Here is a 15,285-nt window from a genome sequence, read left to right as displayed (position 1 = left end):
CGTTACTGCTGGTGCGGAATTTCGACAATCACGCGGTCGACAGCTTTGTCCCCCTCGCGCTGCACGTCGGGCAGTGAAGTCTGCGCAGTGGCAGCCCCACGGCGAACCGCACTCCTTTGCCAGGCAAAAATGGCGTAAATACCGACGCCGACACCAACACCGCACACCGCAACCCACATAGCTGTGGCGTGTACTCCCGCAACAAGCAGCGTCACCAGCGACACCAGCCATGCCGCAGTTCCTGCTGCGATCACCGGCCGGGGGTCAATAAGGCGAGCCGGTAGAGCGGGGATAGAGCGTTTCTTCATGTTTTCTCGGTACCGCCTTGTCATCGTTACTATCGTCAACAGTACCGAAAACAATTCAGTTTGCCGCCTAACTAGACTGTAAAACACACCACGTTCCCAGGGAGAACACCCAGTATGGTTCACATGATCCCCATCGCCGACCCCCTCGACTCCCGTATCGATGGCTTCCGGAATCTCAACCATGCCGAGAAACGACGTGATCATGCTGGATCAGACGGTGTCGTCATCGGAGAAGGCTCACTGGTGACCGACCGCATGCTCGCATCATGGTGCCCGCCCACCCAATTTCTGGGAACAGAAGCAGGGCTAGCACGCCTCACTGCGATGCCGGATTATGGCGAACTAGCCGCATCCACCCCCTTCTATCTTGCAACGGAAGATGTCATCTCCGAATGCGTGGGCTTCCACTTCAATCGCCATATTTTTGCGCTGGCACCGCGCCCCGCTCCCCGTGCGGTCGAGGATGTCCTTGCGCACAGTCCGCGCACTTTGGCTGTATTGGAAGGACTGAACGACCACGCCAACATCGGAAGTATCTTCCGCAATGCAGCTGCGTTAGGAGTAGGCGGGGTACTTACTGGTGCCGGGTGTGCAGATCCGCTGTATCGGCGATCAGTACGCGTGTCGATGGGACATGTCCTTCGCATTCCCTTTGCTCCCTGCACCGGTGGCCCGAACGATTGGCAAGAACCCACCTTTGCACAGTTGCGCGCGGCCGGATACCGCATCCTCGCCCTCACCCCAGCCCACGATGCACAGGTGCTTGCGGATGTTGCGGAGGGCGGCAAAGTTGCCTTTATCGTAGGTGCGGAAGGCCCCGGATTACGTCGGAAAACAATGCGATTAGCCGACGCAAGAGTACAAATACCCATGCAGATTGGGGTGGACTCGCTCAACGTCGCTACTTCAGCAGCGGTGGCCTTCTACGAGCGCGCCCGCACCCATCACTAACACTTGTCGGTGTAGTCCTCACCATAAGCCGCAGTATAGGCCTGGTAGTTGCCAGCATCGCTGTATCCGTCACCCACTGCATCTTCGGCAGAGTACCCGTCACCCGTCGCGGTATCAGGGGCATAGTCGGCGTAGGGGGAAAAATCCTCGTCACTAGTAGCGAGAGCATCCTCCTCGACAGGATCGCCATTCCACCACCGCTTAAAGCGAGTCCATAGACCATCCTTGTGCGCTTTGTCCTCTTTGCCCGCTAATGCATTCGCGCGTCGACCACCGCGCTTGCGGCCTTCGCTAGCATCGTCCTTGGCCGCATTTGCCACTTCGCCAGTTGCTTCTTCCAGCTCGGCTGCAGCGAGTTCATCAGCAGAGACACCCGTACCCATCTCCGGAAACCGAAGTAGCGCATCGTCATCAGGGACGTTGCGATCCATGGGTCGAGCTTCAGGCCGGCCGTCAAGGGCAAATCCATTCACCAAAATATTGAGGTGGTGGGCGCGCGGTTCAAAGCCTAGCCATGCCGTGTAGAGCGTGAGCAGCATATCTCCCGGCAGGAAGGGGAGTGGAATAGCGAAGTCGGATCCGAGGTCGATCTCCTTAGGTACCGGATACTGCCCAGCCCAGTAAGGACCTTCCACGCCAAGAGGAAGCCCCTTGTCTTCAAGGATCTCACAGGCTGTCGCACTAAATGCGCGTTCCAGTTTGCCCTGGCGCCAATGGGCAAAGCCGGCAAAGGTTCCCGACGGCCCCTGTGCAAAGGCATAAATATCATCCGCCGCATCTGGTTGTACCCACTCGGGTACCAAGTCGAGCATGCGGTTGAGTGGAATGGCTGCAGTTTGCAGCACAGTGGCACCTGGGTAGGTGCCTACGTACACTTCTGTGTGTCCAGCAGGAGCGGAGCGGGTGAGGGGGAACGTTCCCAGGGGAGTGACGGGTTTCTCAGGGAAGAGACCGGCGACGAGCTGTAGCCCGTACTCGGCATCGGGCTGCGGGTTGGAGGCCAGCAGTGCGTGGGCATCAGGAGCGGAGACAAACCACAGCGTTACAACAGCGTGCTCTGCAGAATTAGTCATTTTGTTGACCTCGAACACCTAGTAGGACATCTTCCCAAGAGGGCATTGTAGGGTGCTTCTGCTTCTTCCGCGCAGCACGACGTGAATGATCATCATCCGCGCTGTGTGCGGAAGGAGAAGCGGAGAGAGGCTTCACTGGAGGAATGAATTTTGCAATGGGGGGAGTAGTCCCCTCGTCTTCCTCCGGTTGAGATGAGGCCGATGGGGTACTCTTGTCGGCACTGGAGTCCGGTATGTCGGCGGCAGTGCCGCTCTTGTATGCGGCAAACTGCCGAATGTTGTCCAGACTTAGCTGCTCGGTCGGGGGAGTCGAGGTGGTGTTCTTGGTACTCTTGCTGGCGCGGCTTTTCGCGGTGCTCCTTGTGGTCTCTGCTGGGGCAGGACTAGCAGCCGTGGCGGGTGGGGAAGCCTCCACGGATTCGAGGGAACGGACGGGGCCAGGAGTGGTGGGGTTGGTGAGGTCATCCATGCTTACCGTCACCGACTTCACATATCCGGGTGTGCGGCGGCGCACACTTCCCGGGCGGGAACCATCCGGCAGACCGGCTGCGTCGCGTTGCGCCGCCACAGCCAGTTGGTGGCGCGTTTCTTGGCTTGTACGGGAATTACGCAGGCGTGCGGCCCCCAGGTTGGAGATGGAGGTAACGCTCGTCGGCCGGCTGGGGACGAAGGAGGGATCGGTCAGCTCGCTAGCTGTCTCGTCGATGGGGCTGGTGATGGCGTAGGAGCGATCCTGCTGAAAACGCCAGTGCGCGGTGTTGTCCGCATGGCCTTCTTCCCAGCGAAGCTCAATGATCCAGTGGCCATCCGCAGTCTTCCACGAGTCCCAGCTTCCATCGTGGTAGTCGATGCCTCGTGTACTGAGCCCCGTGTGTGCGGCCATAGCGAGGGTAATGTCGGAGGGGCCATCGGCCAGAAGCGGATGAGATTCCTGGGCGCGGCGCACCATGTTGGCCCTCTCCATGAGGATCGGGCGGGCTAGATTGTCGAGGCGGGAACGTTGCATGCCGGCGCGGTCGGCCAGTTCATCGGTGGATGCCCCAGCCCGGATGAGTTCTTGGATCTCGGAGGGACGCATGGTGTTAGATTTTTCTACCCGAACCTGGCGCAGTCCCGGTACGTCACCTCGTGCGGCAGCACGTAGCTGCTCATCAGCGATGACGGAGAACTCTTCTTCAGTCGTCGGATCGCGCAGGATGATGCTATTTTCGTCCGCATTGTAACCAGCTACGTGTAGCTCTCGCATAGACGACACCTCCGCTGGTTGTGAGTTCTTTACAACAACTTTAGCGGAAGACACTTGCGTTATTGGGAAAGGACAGTACAAAAAACCGTGGAAGATCCACAGTTTGGTGGATCTTCCACGGTTTGTGAAAGTTCACAGTCCGAGGACCGGGCTAGCGAATGTGCTTAGAGATGGTCGACAACGTAGTCGATGCACTTGGTGAGCTGGCTGACGTCCTCGGGGTCGATAGCCGGGAACATACCGATGCGCAGCTGGTTACGGCCAAGCTTGCGGTAGGGCTCAGTGTCGAGCACACCGTTGGCGCGCAGTGCCTTGGCGACAGCTGCAGCGTCGACCTCGTCGTTGAAGTCGATGGTGCCCACTACCAGTGAACGGAGTGCCGGATCCGTCACGAACGGGGTGGCGAATTCGCTTTTCTCGGCCCACTCGTAGAGACGGCTGGAGGAGTCGGTGGTACGACCAACGGTGAAGTCCAGTCCACCGTTCTCATTCATCCATTCAACCTGGTTCGCCAGCATAAGGAGGGTGGCGACGGCCGGGGTGTTGTAGGTCTGGTTCTTACGGGAGTTGTCCAGCGCAGTCTTGAGATCGAGGAAGCCCGGGATGAAGCGGCCGCTGGTGGAGATTTCTTCAATTCGGTCGATGGCGGCGGGGCTCATCACTGCCAACCACAGCCCACCGTCAGAGGCGTAGCACTTCTGAGGGGAGAAGTAGTAGCAGTCCGCATCTGCAATGTTGACGGGCAGCCCACCGGAGCCGGAGGTGGCATCGATAGCAATGAGGGCGCCGTCGGAGCCTTCCGGACGCTCGACACCCAGCATGACACCGGTGGAGGTCTCGTTGTGTGCCCAGCCGATCAGGTCGCAGCTATCGTCGGTGACGGGGGTGGGAGCAGAACCGGGTTCGGCTGCGACAATGACCGGGTCCTGCAGCCACGGAGCCTTCTTCGAGGCAGTGGCGAACTTGGAGGAGAACTCACCAAAGGTCAGGTTCAAAGAACGTTCCCGAATGAGACCGAACGTTGCGGCATCCCAGAAAGCGGTAGCGCCGCCGATGCCCAGCACAACTTCGTATCCTTCGGGGGCTTGGAAGAGGTCAAGCAGTCCTTCTTGGATGCGTTTGACGACATTCTTCACAGCAGGCTGGCGGTGGCTGGTGCCCATGATGGAAGCACCCGGATTGAGCAGCGAATCGAGTTGTGCTGCACGGACCTTGGAGGGTCCGCAGCCAAAGCGGCCATCAGCGGGAAGAAGATCAGCAGGGATCGTGATCATAGCGTCGGTCATTATTGTCCTTCGTGACTCTATATGGAGATTGTCTTGGCTGGCAGTCTGGCACAACTACCAGGGGCAGACTCTTACGATTCTAGTCTGCTCTCATGGGGTAAGGGAATTGGGCTCCGTGCTTAGCGAATCTCCTTCTTGTCGCTGTCACCATGCCGTCACCAGTGCATCATCAACTCCTCGTAGCGGATTTCCTAGACTTGCCTCATAGCTCGCTACAAGTGGCTATTCTTAGGGACAATAGAGCGTGTGGCGGACTGAATCTCCCAGATGTTCCCGACCTCTTTACCACCCGTAACTGTCGAGGAGAAGAGCTGATGGACGAGAGTTTTGAAGACAAGATCGCGCTAGAAATCGAAGCTCAACTGGTTTCTGGGCGCACTATTGCGCTGGAGTCTGGCCCTTATCGGGCACTGATTGATCGACAGGGTGCGGCTGTGCAAGGTCTCTGGTGGACCCCATCTGAAGGGGCGACGGAAGTTCCGCTAGCGGAACCCTACGGTGCGGAATCCCCCTTTACCTGTGGCCAAACTCTCATCCCATGGCCTAACCGCATCGCGGATGCGCGGTTCCTTTTCCAGGAGACGCCGGTGGCGTTGGAGATGAGCGAGCCGGCGCTCCATAATGCCATTCATGGGCTCGCGACAGCGGCGCTGTGGGATGTGTCTGAGAAAGCTTCCGATGGGAGTTTCGTGACCTTGAGCTTTCGCTCGGGGCCAGCGCTGGGCAATGGATGGCCCTGGGAGTTTTCCGTAGTGGTGCGTTATGAAGTCTCGGCAGCTGGCTTGACGGTTGCAGTGTCAGTAAAAAATGAGTCCCGCCAAGCGATGCCGTGGGGGTATGGTGCACATCCCTATATCACCGCGGGTGGGGCGGCCTTGAATGCATGCACGCTGCAGGCGAGTGTTGACGAGTGGTGGGTGACGGATGACCGTAACCTGCCGACCGGCGAGCACCTTCCAATTGGGGAAGGAGTGCCGGTACTTCGCCAGCCGACTAGTATGGAGGATGTCTGGTTTGATACTCCGTTCACGGTTGCACAAGACACGCCGGTCGATGTTGGTTGGCGGGAACTCGCGCGGCTGACTGGCCCGGTAGCAGAGGATCAGAACGTCAGCGTGGTGATGGATGCAGATTCTGGTTTTACTTGGTTGCAGATTTTCACTACTGGCGAGAAAACGGTGATGTTCCCCGGCAAGGACACCGAGGAAGGGCGTGCACTGGCGGTAGAACCCATGACATGTCCGCCTAATGCTATGGTGACCGGCCAAGATGTCATCGTGCTCGAGCCATTCGCTGAGTGGTCGGGGCAGTGGCGCGTGCACGGGGAGGTTTCTGACCACCTCTAGTCGTCTACAAAATTGTCGAGCAAGCACAAGCTGCGGGTTATTTTTAAAATAGCGAGAAGGTATTCTTAGGTTCACGACTGTATGAGATCTCTCTCAACAGTGGGAGCCGGACTCCCGAGCCGCAGAACGAAAGGAAAGCGTGTGAGTCAGGAGCAGAACCCCAACGATATGGCCAAGTTGATCCTCCCGGACGGCGATATCGACCTGCCTATTGTGCACGCAACCGAGGGTTACGACGGCGTCCAATTAGGAGCTCTTCTCAACAAGACGGGGATGATCACCCTCGACAACGGTTATGTCAATACCGGTTCGTGCGAGTCGCGTATCACCTACATCGACGGTGACAAGGGCATCCTCCGATACCGTGGTTACCCCATCGAGGAGCTAGCAGAGAAGGCCACCTTCATGGAAGTGGCTTACCTACTTATTCATGGCCATCTCCCAGATTTTGCGGAACTTGAAGACTTTCGCATGAGCATCAAGTACAACACGGAACTCGATTGGGACTTCCGTAAGCTCTATGAGGCAATTCCGCGGTGGGGTCATCCGATGCCGTCCATGTCCGCTGCCGTCAACCTGCTGTCCTGCTACAACCAGGATTGTTTGGATCCCCACGATCCGGAGCAGGTGGAGAAGGCCACTCGCGTCCTCATGGGGCAGGTGCCGATGCTCACGGCGGACATCTACCGTCACCTGCATGGCATGGCTCCGATGTACCCTCGCCACGAGTACACTCTTGTCGAGAACTTCCTGCGGATGATGTTCGGATCTCCCTCCCAGGAATACGAGCTGGATCCCGAGCTGGTTCACACCATGGAAGTGCTCCTCATCCTGCACGCAGACCACGAGCAGAATTGCTCGACGTCGACAGTGCGTATGGTGGGGTCCTCGCAGGCGAACCTCTTTGTCTCCATTGCTGCTGGTATTAATGCGCTGTACGGCCCGCTGCACGGTGGCGCCAACCAGGCTGTGCTGGAGATGCTGGAGAAGATTCGCGATGACGGCGGCGACGCGCATGATTACATGGAGCGGGTGAAGAACAAGGAAGACGGCGTTCGTCTAATGGGCTTCGGCCACCGTGTCTACAAGAACTACGATCCGCGGGCAGCCATTGTGAAGAAGCACGCTCACCGTGTGATCGATATGTTGGGTGGCGATGAGCTCCTCGATATTGCCCTGGCATTGGAAGAGAAGGCGCTAGCGGATGATTACTTTGTCGAGCGTCGCCTCTACCCGAATGTCGACTTCTACACTGGTTTGATCTATCGGGCGATGGGATTTCCGACCCAGATGTTCACGCCGCTCTTCGCCTTTGGTCGCTTGCCTGGGTGGATTGCCCAGTGGCGCGAGCAGAATAGCGATCCCCGCAACAAGATTGGTCGTCCGCGCCAAGTGTACAAGGGCGAGACGGAACGCGCGTTCGTTCCGCTGGAAGACCGCCAGTAAGGCTACTTGTGCAGAAGCTGCCGTATGGCATGTCAGGTGTCCCCTCGGTAGGGGCCCGTTTGTCCTGTTAGATAACACTGAAGAGAGAAGAGGTCGGCGCTTGGACTGACCTCTTCTGTTTACCTTTTCTTACTGGTTGACTTCCACTCTGCACGAAGTAGCATAAATAAATGCGCACATAACAATATGTTGCGTAAGGGCAAACAAAGGACAAGAACATGGCTGATTGCGGCTGCAGCCCCGATTGCACCTGCACCGATACCTGCACCTGCTGCGCAGAAGGACACTGTGGTAAGAACGAGTGCGGCCCCGATTGCACCTGCGACTGCCACAAGTAGGGCGTTATAACTCCATGGCGTAGTGAGTGAACTCATCGCCACATGAACAAGACAGTGCGAGGCGAACCAGGAAGGTTCTCCTCGCACTGTTGTGGTGTCTTGTCCGTTGAGAGGGGAGAAAACGGTCTCTACCCCGATATACCGAAGAAGGTGCTATCTAGAGGATAGAAGTGTGCCTGAGGCGGCTACTTCTTCTCGTCTGGCTTCACCACCAAATTGTCGACAGTTGCATACGGAAGGGACGTCCGCGTTACCACCGGATCTTTGAGGTAATAGTCATTGACCAGTTTCCACGCGGCAGGGTTGTGGCGCACATACACACCATGGTCGCCACCCTCCGTCTTCACGAAGTAGGCGTTCATGGCATCGGCCATCTTCACACCACCCGGGTAAGGAGTCTGCGTGTCGTACACCGACTGCAGCACTACTGGGCGAATCTTGAGATACGCTCCCGTCACCTGGACGGGCTTGGTGGTCGGGACAATACCCGGGCACATTACCCCAGATGTGACGATGAGATTCTTCAGCGTGAAGAAGTCCGCACCCGTGAAGTAGGCAGCGGCAGTTGCCGGCAAGTTCACCGGGCTCGGGGCAACCGCATTCTCATTGCAGGTGACTGCGGTGAACACATTAGCAGAGATAATTTGCTCTTCCTTCTCCGCCTTGGTCAGCGGCTTCGGGCGAGGCCTCTGCATGTAGGAAGCCACTTTGGGCCAGGCAGAGCGGCCCGTGAAGGCACTACCAGTGAGCTCCCACAGATTGTGTTCCTGCTCGGTACTGGGAACCTGCCAGGCGTGGATAGCGCGCTCAATACGGTCGGCAATGGGGCGTGCCAGATTGTAGCCTTCCAGGTAGAGCTGGATGTTGTGGCTGAACTCCGGGGGCACGTCGCCAATTTGTGCGGGAGGCGCACTGAGACGCGGAGTGCCGGGTCCATGCGTCTCTTTTTCAACGATGCGGTACCACTTGGTGTAGACCTTCAGCGGGGTGTCTCCCAGATGGTAAAGGTCATCATGGGCGGCAATGAAGTCAAACATTTCGTACATACGGCGCCGCTGCATGTCACCCTGGTTACCGAAGTTATTGGTCCAAATCTCGGAGGGGTCGACAGCAGAGTCGAGGACGAAGCGCCCCGTGTGCTCCGGGAAAATAGTCGCGTACACTGCACCGAGCCACGTGCCGTAGGACGCACCGTAAAAATTGATCTTCTGTTCGCCCAAGTACTGGCGTGCCATATCAAAGTCACGTGCCGTGTTTTCCGTAGTGACCTGATCAAAGAGAGCGCCATAGTCCTTTACGCAGCGCTTATACTCAGCCTGGGCTTTTTCCTTAGCTTTGCTGGCAGAGTCCTTTGGGTCAACATCACCGACGAGCCGTTGCAACTCTGATACGGTCTTGGTCACCTTTTCCTTAGCACCCGCAAGATTCTTCGGCAGGTCCCGTTCTTCGTCCTTCTCCGGGGAATCAATCTCCGGTACGGTTGGGTCGACACAGGGCTTTAGTGGAGTTGCATGCTGCAAACCACGAGGTTGCACAGAGATGAGATCGAAATGCTTGTGGAGTGGGCCAGCGCCAGCGGAGACCATCCAGTTCCACAAGTTGAGACCAGAACCGCCTGGTCCACCCGGATTGTTGAGGATGATGCCGCGAGAATGGCCGGTGGCCTTGATACGAGACATCGTGATGGTGATCTTCTTGCCGTGAGGTTTGCGGTAGTCCAACGGCACCTTAAAGGTGGTGCACTGCATGTGGTAAGCAGGATTGCTGAGGACGTCCTTCGGACAGGGGCCCCAATGTAGAGTATCGCCAGGTTGTTCAGCAGCTTGTGCTACTGCAGCGTAGGGAGAAGCCAGCAGACCTGCTGTTAGTGCGGTACCCGTCACCAGACTTAGAACTTTGTGGTTTGCACGTGGAAAAGCCATGCAATGCACCTTTCTGTGAAAGTAACAGTGTTTCCACGATGCGCCGTCGAAAACACGGAGGGAGATAGCGGAATCAGCATCAGCTAGTGAGCTGCTCGCATACTCACCACAATGTCTCCCTGCGGAACTGTTAGCAGGGTATGATCTAGCTCCACTCTACCCGCATGGAGAGAGATTAGGCTCGTAGAGTCCGTCTGACCTGGGGCAAGAGGAATCTTCACCGGATGCCCAGACCAATTTGCCACAAATAGGAGGCCATTGCGCATTAGCGCGACGATCCCCGGTTGGAACCAGACGATGCGTGCGGGAGCCAACACCGGGATATCCGAGGTGTGGTTCTGGCGCGGCTGAAGGGTGCCATTCATAGCCCGATAGCGCCATTCCACCATGGTGCGATAAGCAGCATCACGCTGAACACAGAGGAACTGCCCCACCCGTGGCCGCAAGAGGTGGGGAGTGCAATGAGGAGTGTCGACGAGTCCTGCGGGTGTCGAAGGTGCGGGCTGGTCGCGGGAATCGAATGCATAGCCGCTGTAAAGGAAGGGGCTACCGTGCTGAGTAGCCAGCATCAGGAGAGTAGCGAAATGGTAGACCCAGCCATCCCGGTAGGTGAGGAGGTTAACGTCACGCTCAAAATCGTGGTTAGTGACGATAGGTACCGCTTGGGAGAGGGGAAGCAACCCCCGCTCAGCCCCGGTCGAAAACAAGCCGAAAAGGTCCCCATACTGGAGAGCGTCTTTCACTACTCCAGCGAAGGCGAAGTCGAAAACACGGCCATTCTGGAAATACTCCTGCGGGTGGATAGGCTCGTGCAGACCAATGATGACTTCCTGCACCACAAACTTGTCAGCGGGTACGACCGAAAGAATGCCCGCAACATCTGCAGCAGAAATATGTTTAGCTGCGTCAATCCGGAATCCATCAACCCCTACGCTGAGCAGGTCGCGGAGGTAGGCGTGAAGAACCTTCTGGACATGGGGAGAACCGGTGTCGAGGTCCGGTAATCCGAGGGCGTCACACTGCTGAACTTGCCCACGATCGAAATAGGTGTGAAGTACCCCGTCGGGGGTTAAATGGCAATGGTGAAAGTCCGCCGAAGAGTAGATGCCCGGATAGGAGTAGCGATGGAACGTGCTGCCGGCGATACCACGGAAGGGTGGGATGGCCGGCGCCATGTGGTTCATAACGGCGTCAGCGATAATGTCCACCCCATGCGCATGGCAGGTTTCCACCATCCGGCGGAGTTCGTCCCTGGTTCCTAGTTTGGAGTCTAGCCGGTAGCTGATGGGTGCGTAGGAACTCGTCCAGGTGGGGATATTGAGGTTCTCATGCGGGGGACTAATAAGAACGCGGCGAATACCCATCGTGCCGAGCGAGGAGCGGCATTCCTCAGCAATGGCGTTCCACGGCCACTGAAACATTTGTAGCCCAACATCACGAAAAGCGCGCTCGCGGGGAGTGGTCGTGGTGTGTTGACGGGCCGCTACACTCTGCCGTACCAGACCCCCTGGTGGCGTCTGTTCGCTGTGCGCGAACGAAATGATCAAAGAAGCGATTATCGCTCCTACCGCCACCACGGAAGTGACTATAAATGCCAGGCTTAACCAGCTAGAACGGGGTGCCCGCGTGGACGTCAACTGCATGTTTCTAGAATACGTAAAATGAGTTTCTTTTCGAGAGTAAAGGCACTGAGAGCGCTAGGATTTAGCTATGTCTCCTCATCACTCTGCTCCAGTCCCTCAGGTCATTCTCAATGACCAAACCAGCATTCCCCAGCTTGGCTTTGGTGTCTACAAAGTTCCCGAAGACGATGCCTACCGAGTCGTGTCGGAAGCTCTCGAAGTTGGTTATAGACTCATTGACACTGCTGCTCTCTACGGCAATGAAGAGGGTGTCGGCCGGGCAATTCGTGAGTCCGGGATTCCCCGTGACGAAATCTTCGTGACCACCAAACTCTGGAATACCGACCACGGCAAAAAGGAGACTGTGGACGCCTTCCACGCCTCCCTCGATCGCTTGGGGCTTGCGTATGTCGATCTATACCTCATCCACTGGCCCCAGCCAGCTGTCGATAAATACGTCGAAACGTGGGAAGAGATGATTGCCCTCCGTGACACCGACGAACTCCGTAGTATCGGAGTCTCCAACTTCACGGCGCCAACACTGAAACGCATCATTTCTGAGACGGGGGTTGTACCGGTCCTTAACCAGATCGAACTCCACCCAGGTTTCTCCCAGCCAGACATGCGGAAGTTCAACAGCTACTTCAGCGTTCGGACCCAAGCGTGGAGTCCTCTGGCACGTGGTGAAGGCCTTGATGCCAATGCTATTACCGCGCTTGCCGAGAAATATGGCAAGACACCGGCACAGATTGTGCTGCGCTGGCACATGCAGCTGGGAACTCTCGTCATTCCGAAGACCACTCACCGGGAGCGTATGGAGGAGAACTTCGACGTGCTGGACTTCTGGATGGGAGAAGAAGAGCTCGCGTCTATAACGAATATGGATCGAGCTGACGGCAGAATGAGTAAGGACCCAGACGAGTTTAACGGGGATCTGTAAACTGAAGTAAAGACAACATGGCACTGTATCCCGCCCCGGAGTTCAGCCTCTTTCCCAGCGACTGAGCCCAGTGAGTGGGACGAAGAGAGGTATCTCACTCGTGGACACTACAGTTGAGTTCCGCATCGACGGCGAAGTCGTGAACCCCGATGCTGAAAACCGACCTATTCTGGTCGAGATCTTTAGCAATGCCCGCATCGCCAAGATGACCTTGCGTAACCCCGAACGGCGTAACGCGCTCAATGCAGAACTGTGCCGCGGTATTCAGCTGGCCGTTGAGCGAGTCGAGCACGAAGGCTGCCGCAGCCTTGTGATCACGGGTACGGGCGAAGTGTTCTGCGCCGGCGCGGACCTCACTGGCGGTGTGTTCTCCTCCGGATTCGCCAATCAGAACGTCGCCATGCTGCGTACGATTGAGCGCTCGAAACTTATCATCATTGCTTATGTGAATGGCGCGGCCATCGGTGCCGGTGCACAGCTTGCCATGGCTTGTGACCTGCGTGTCGCTGGTGATGAGGCATTCTTCGCGCTGCCTGTGGCCAAGATGGGCTTTGCACTTGATAACTGGACTGTCCGTCGGTTGGAGTCCCTGGTGGGTGGCGGTTTTGCCCGTACCATCCTCTACACCGGCGACCCCTTCCATGTGAAGGAGTCCGCCGCACACGGTCTGGTAAACAAGGTGGGCAATATCGATGATGCCCTCGCCTGGGCACAGGAGATCGCCACCTACGCACCGCTCACCTTGCACCACCTCAAGCTTGTTTTTAATAATGACCTCGCCCAGCAGCAGCCCACCCCGATGCAAGCGGCCGCTGCTAAGACTGCATGGATTAGCGAAGACTTGAAGGAAGCACGCCGTGCTTTCGCGGAAGGACGGCGTCCCCGCTTCCGCGGCATCTAGGATGCTCTCCGGCGTGCCCGGGTGTCTGCGCGTCCGTCACTCTATCGTCAGTGCCTGTCCACACTGACGTACCTCTTCTGTGCAGTATGGCTGTGTAAGCAAAAGGAGCCACCTGAATAGGTGGCTCCTTTCTTTATCGGCGCACTTGTGCCGTTCTCTCACACGCAACTGGCGAGAGAACAGTGATAGAAAAGAGTGGGCAGGGCGACTGGTCGGAGAAGAGCGCTAATCCTGGAATTTTGATACTGCGTGCTGAGTCGGGCCAGTCTTTTCCCGCTCGATACGGTGCGCATCGTGGCGGGCAGCTTCCCGAATGGCCTTCTTGGCGGCGCGGCGGGCGGCCTGTACACCCAGGATGGCCCGTTGCGTGCGTCCGATGAGGTGACGGCGGTGGAATCGCGGGTGACGACGGTCGTACAACCACTCGGGGTCCGTCACCATACGAGCGACAGCAAGTCCCGCGCCAATAGCAATAACCACCAAGCCGGCATCCAACAGATTGCGGGCTGCCAGGCCGAGGTCACCGATGTTGAGGAAGTAGATGAACCGGTACATGGACGCACCCGGAATCATGATGACGGCACTGGGGACGGACATCGTAATACGTGGAATTCGCATAGTAGGGGCGATGATCGCGGCAACCAGACCAATGAAGAGAGCAGCGATGAAGGCACCCGTCTGGGTGGGTAGATGAAGACCCACGATACTGTGGTCGATAAGGATGAACTTCAGTAGGTTAGCGGTAGCGCCTGTCGCCGAGGAGAGCAGTGCCATTCGGCGAGAGCAGTTGAAGAGTACGGCGAAGCCGGCAATACCGATGAAGGAAGCGACCCACACGTAGAGCGGCCACCACTCGGCACCAAAGCGAACCTGGTAGGGGTTACCAATCTGGGGGAGCGGCTGCAGACCGGTTGCCAGGGTAACAATCCACACCGAACTGGTAGCGGCAGCCAGTAGCGTCAGCATGTAGGTGAAACGCTGGATACCGGAGTTGAAATCGAGTTTCGCCAGGTCCAGGAGACTGGTGAACATAGGGAAGCCGGGAATAAGGAAGAGCACTGAGGCCACGAACCCGGCACTCACCGGGGCATAACCAGCGTTAGCGGAGTTGTAGATAAAGCCGGGAACAATCTCGGCAGTTATAGAGACGCATAGGAGGTAGATGACGGAGGCGACTACGCCAGCCAGAGCAGCGACACCCATTTGGTTCCAGCCACGGTGTCCCAGGACGCGGCGCGTCATCTGGCCTAAGGTTGCGCCCAACAGGACAAAGAGCAACGCTTCCGGCGGGAACTTGTTGAGGACCGCGAATGCTGCGCACGCGAAACCTGAGGCGAGGCCGTTGACCCACAACCCGTAGCGAGGCTTCACCCACTTAACAACATGGTCAATGCGAGCATTCAGATCTGCGTTGCTGATGCCGTGAGAGATGTCTCGAGAGATACTCTCGAGAGCCTCGATTCGGGAGGCGTTTACGCCGATGGCGGGGGCTTCACTGACCAATGTCCGGTAGTCGTCTTTGATGTAGGCGGTCGCCGTAATATTGGTGAGCGTCACCGATGCGTCGAAACGATCGATGCCCAAAGCAAAAGCGGCTCGCTGCATTGCGCGCTTGACGCGGTATCCGCCGGTGCCTGCCGCGAGCAGGAGAGAACCGAGGCGAATAACAGTAGTGGTGCGTTCAGCCAGAGTAGAGGGGTCGTCGATCTCTTGCCGTTCTTTTACCGGATCGGTGACGGTCTCCGCTACGGCATCTTCAACAGCATTGTGCACTGTTTCAGCGATAACAGCGGACGTCTCGGGGAGGTCTTCGGGAGTCTTGTTCTGCGCAGAATCATCACTAGTCACTAAGCCATTATGACTGTTAGGACGCTAAAAGTGAATTATGGGGACCCGTCATCATCTG

The 15,285-nt window shown here is 57.3% G+C and carries 12 protein-coding genes; 5 read left to right on the top strand and 7 right to left on the bottom strand.

All coding sequences use genetic code 11. The annotated features are described in order from the left end of the window. Positions 1 to 2: 2 nt before the first annotated feature. Positions 3 to 308 (bottom strand): DUF2530 domain-containing protein, encoded by a 306-nt coding sequence (locus IY73_RS02395; RefSeq protein ID WP_063665740.1) that lies wholly within the window; start codon positions 306 to 308, stop codon positions 3 to 5. Positions 309 to 422: 114 nt separating this feature from the next. Here IY73_RS02395 and IY73_RS02390 point away from each other — a divergent pair, with 114 nt between their 5' ends. Continuing rightward, complete coding sequence (locus IY73_RS02390) at positions 423 to 1,259, top strand: TrmH family RNA methyltransferase (protein ID WP_053961652.1); 837 nt, start codon at positions 423 to 425, stop codon at positions 1,257 to 1,259. Here the strand turns inward: IY73_RS02390 and IY73_RS02385 are convergent. The 3 genes from IY73_RS02385 to serC all read right to left on the bottom strand — a co-directional run bounded on the left by IY73_RS02385 (position 1,256) and on the right by serC (position 4,864). After that, entirely contained in the window at positions 1,256 to 2,332 is a 1,077-nt protein-coding gene (locus IY73_RS02385) for a DUF6928 family protein (RefSeq protein ID WP_053978772.1), read from the bottom strand. The two genes, IY73_RS02390 and IY73_RS02385, sit on opposite strands and share 4 nt — an antisense overlap. Further along, positions 2,325 to 3,578: a septation protein SepH gene (gene sepH, locus IY73_RS02380; protein ID WP_053978771.1), complete on the bottom strand. Its 1,254-nt coding sequence runs from the start codon at positions 3,576 to 3,578 to the stop codon at positions 2,325 to 2,327. The genes IY73_RS02385 and sepH overlap by 8 nt, the downstream gene beginning before the upstream one ends. A 164-nt stretch (positions 3,579 to 3,742) precedes the next feature. Further along, positions 3,743 to 4,864 (bottom strand): phosphoserine transaminase, encoded by a 1,122-nt coding sequence (gene serC / locus IY73_RS02375; RefSeq protein ID WP_053961649.1) that lies wholly within the window; start codon positions 4,862 to 4,864, stop codon positions 3,743 to 3,745. 314 nt (positions 4,865 to 5,178) lie between these two features. Here serC and IY73_RS02370 point away from each other — a divergent pair, with 314 nt between their 5' ends. Beyond that, positions 5,179 to 6,210 (top strand): aldose epimerase family protein, encoded by a 1,032-nt coding sequence (locus IY73_RS02370; RefSeq protein ID WP_053978770.1) that lies wholly within the window; start codon positions 5,179 to 5,181, stop codon positions 6,208 to 6,210. A 168-nt stretch (positions 6,211 to 6,378) separates the two neighbouring features. Further along, the gene (locus tag IY73_RS02365; RefSeq protein ID WP_053979189.1) at positions 6,379 to 7,656 is read left to right on the top strand and encodes a citrate synthase; all 1,278 of its coding nucleotides are present in this window, start codon (positions 6,379 to 6,381) and stop codon (positions 7,654 to 7,656) included. 523 nt (positions 7,657 to 8,179) lie between these two features. Here the strand turns inward: IY73_RS02365 and IY73_RS02360 are convergent. After that, complete coding sequence (locus IY73_RS02360; protein WP_053978769.1) at positions 8,180 to 9,916, bottom strand: alpha/beta fold hydrolase; 1,737 nt, start codon at positions 9,914 to 9,916, stop codon at positions 8,180 to 8,182. Between the two features lie 83 nt (positions 9,917 to 9,999). Beyond that, the gene (locus tag IY73_RS02355) at positions 10,000 to 11,337 is read right to left on the bottom strand and encodes an alpha-amylase family glycosyl hydrolase (RefSeq protein WP_158408670.1); all 1,338 of its coding nucleotides are present in this window, start codon (positions 11,335 to 11,337) and stop codon (positions 10,000 to 10,002) included. A 289-nt stretch (positions 11,338 to 11,626) separates the two neighbouring features. Between IY73_RS02355 and IY73_RS02350 the strand changes: the two genes are divergently transcribed. Together IY73_RS02350 and IY73_RS02345 are read left to right on the top strand one after the other, a co-directional pair. Next, positions 11,627 to 12,478, top strand: coding sequence for an aldo/keto reductase (locus IY73_RS02350; protein ID WP_053961645.1), 852 nt, complete (start codon positions 11,627 to 11,629; stop codon positions 12,476 to 12,478). 100 nt (positions 12,479 to 12,578) lie between these two features. After that, positions 12,579 to 13,379, top strand: a complete 801-nt coding sequence (locus tag IY73_RS02345; RefSeq protein WP_237025133.1) for an enoyl-CoA hydratase — start codon at positions 12,579 to 12,581, stop codon at positions 13,377 to 13,379. A gap of 225 nt (positions 13,380 to 13,604) precedes the next feature. Here the strand turns inward: IY73_RS02345 and IY73_RS02340 are convergent, their stop codons facing one another. Next, positions 13,605 to 15,227 carry a threonine/serine exporter family protein gene (locus IY73_RS02340; RefSeq protein ID WP_053961644.1) on the bottom strand — a complete coding sequence of 541 codons (1,623 nt, stop codon included), beginning with the start codon at positions 15,225 to 15,227 and terminating at the stop codon, positions 13,605 to 13,607. Between the last annotated feature and the right edge of the window lie 58 nt (positions 15,228 to 15,285).

It is taken from the genome of Lawsonella clevelandensis (assembly GCF_001293125.1).
Classification (GTDB): domain Bacteria; phylum Actinomycetota; class Actinomycetes; order Mycobacteriales; family Mycobacteriaceae; genus Lawsonella; species Lawsonella clevelandensis.
The sequence above is the reverse complement of the archived record's forward strand: the minus strand, read 5'-3'. Positions and strand labels throughout refer to the sequence as shown.

What these genes read in the sequence shown, in the direction of transcription:
- IY73_RS02395 (WP_063665740.1), bottom strand. Translation starts at nt 308, where the DNA reads ATGAAGAAACGCTCTATCCCCGCTCTACCGGCTCGCCTTATTGACCCC.
- IY73_RS02390 (WP_053961652.1), top strand. Translation starts at nt 423, where the DNA reads ATGGTTCACATGATCCCCATCGCCGACCCCCTCGACTCCCGTATCGAT.
- IY73_RS02385 (WP_053978772.1), bottom strand. Translation starts at nt 2,332, where the DNA reads ATGACTAATTCTGCAGAGCACGCTGTTGTAACGCTGTGGTTTGTCTCC.
- sepH (WP_053978771.1), bottom strand. Translation starts at nt 3,578, where the DNA reads ATGCGAGAGCTACACGTAGCTGGTTACAATGCGGACGAAAATAGCATC.
- serC (WP_053961649.1), bottom strand. Translation starts at nt 4,864, where the DNA reads ATGACCGACGCTATGATCACGATCCCTGCTGATCTTCTTCCCGCTGAT.
- IY73_RS02370 (WP_053978770.1), top strand. Translation starts at nt 5,179, where the DNA reads ATGGACGAGAGTTTTGAAGACAAGATCGCGCTAGAAATCGAAGCTCAA.
- IY73_RS02365 (WP_053979189.1), top strand. Translation starts at nt 6,379, where the DNA reads ATGGCCAAGTTGATCCTCCCGGACGGCGATATCGACCTGCCTATTGTG.
- IY73_RS02360 (WP_053978769.1), bottom strand. Translation starts at nt 9,916, where the DNA reads ATGGCTTTTCCACGTGCAAACCACAAAGTTCTAAGTCTGGTGACGGGT.
- IY73_RS02355 (WP_158408670.1), bottom strand. Translation starts at nt 11,337, where the DNA reads ATGTTTCAGTGGCCGTGGAACGCCATTGCTGAGGAATGCCGCTCCTCG.
- IY73_RS02350 (WP_053961645.1), top strand. Translation starts at nt 11,627, where the DNA reads ATGTCTCCTCATCACTCTGCTCCAGTCCCTCAGGTCATTCTCAATGAC.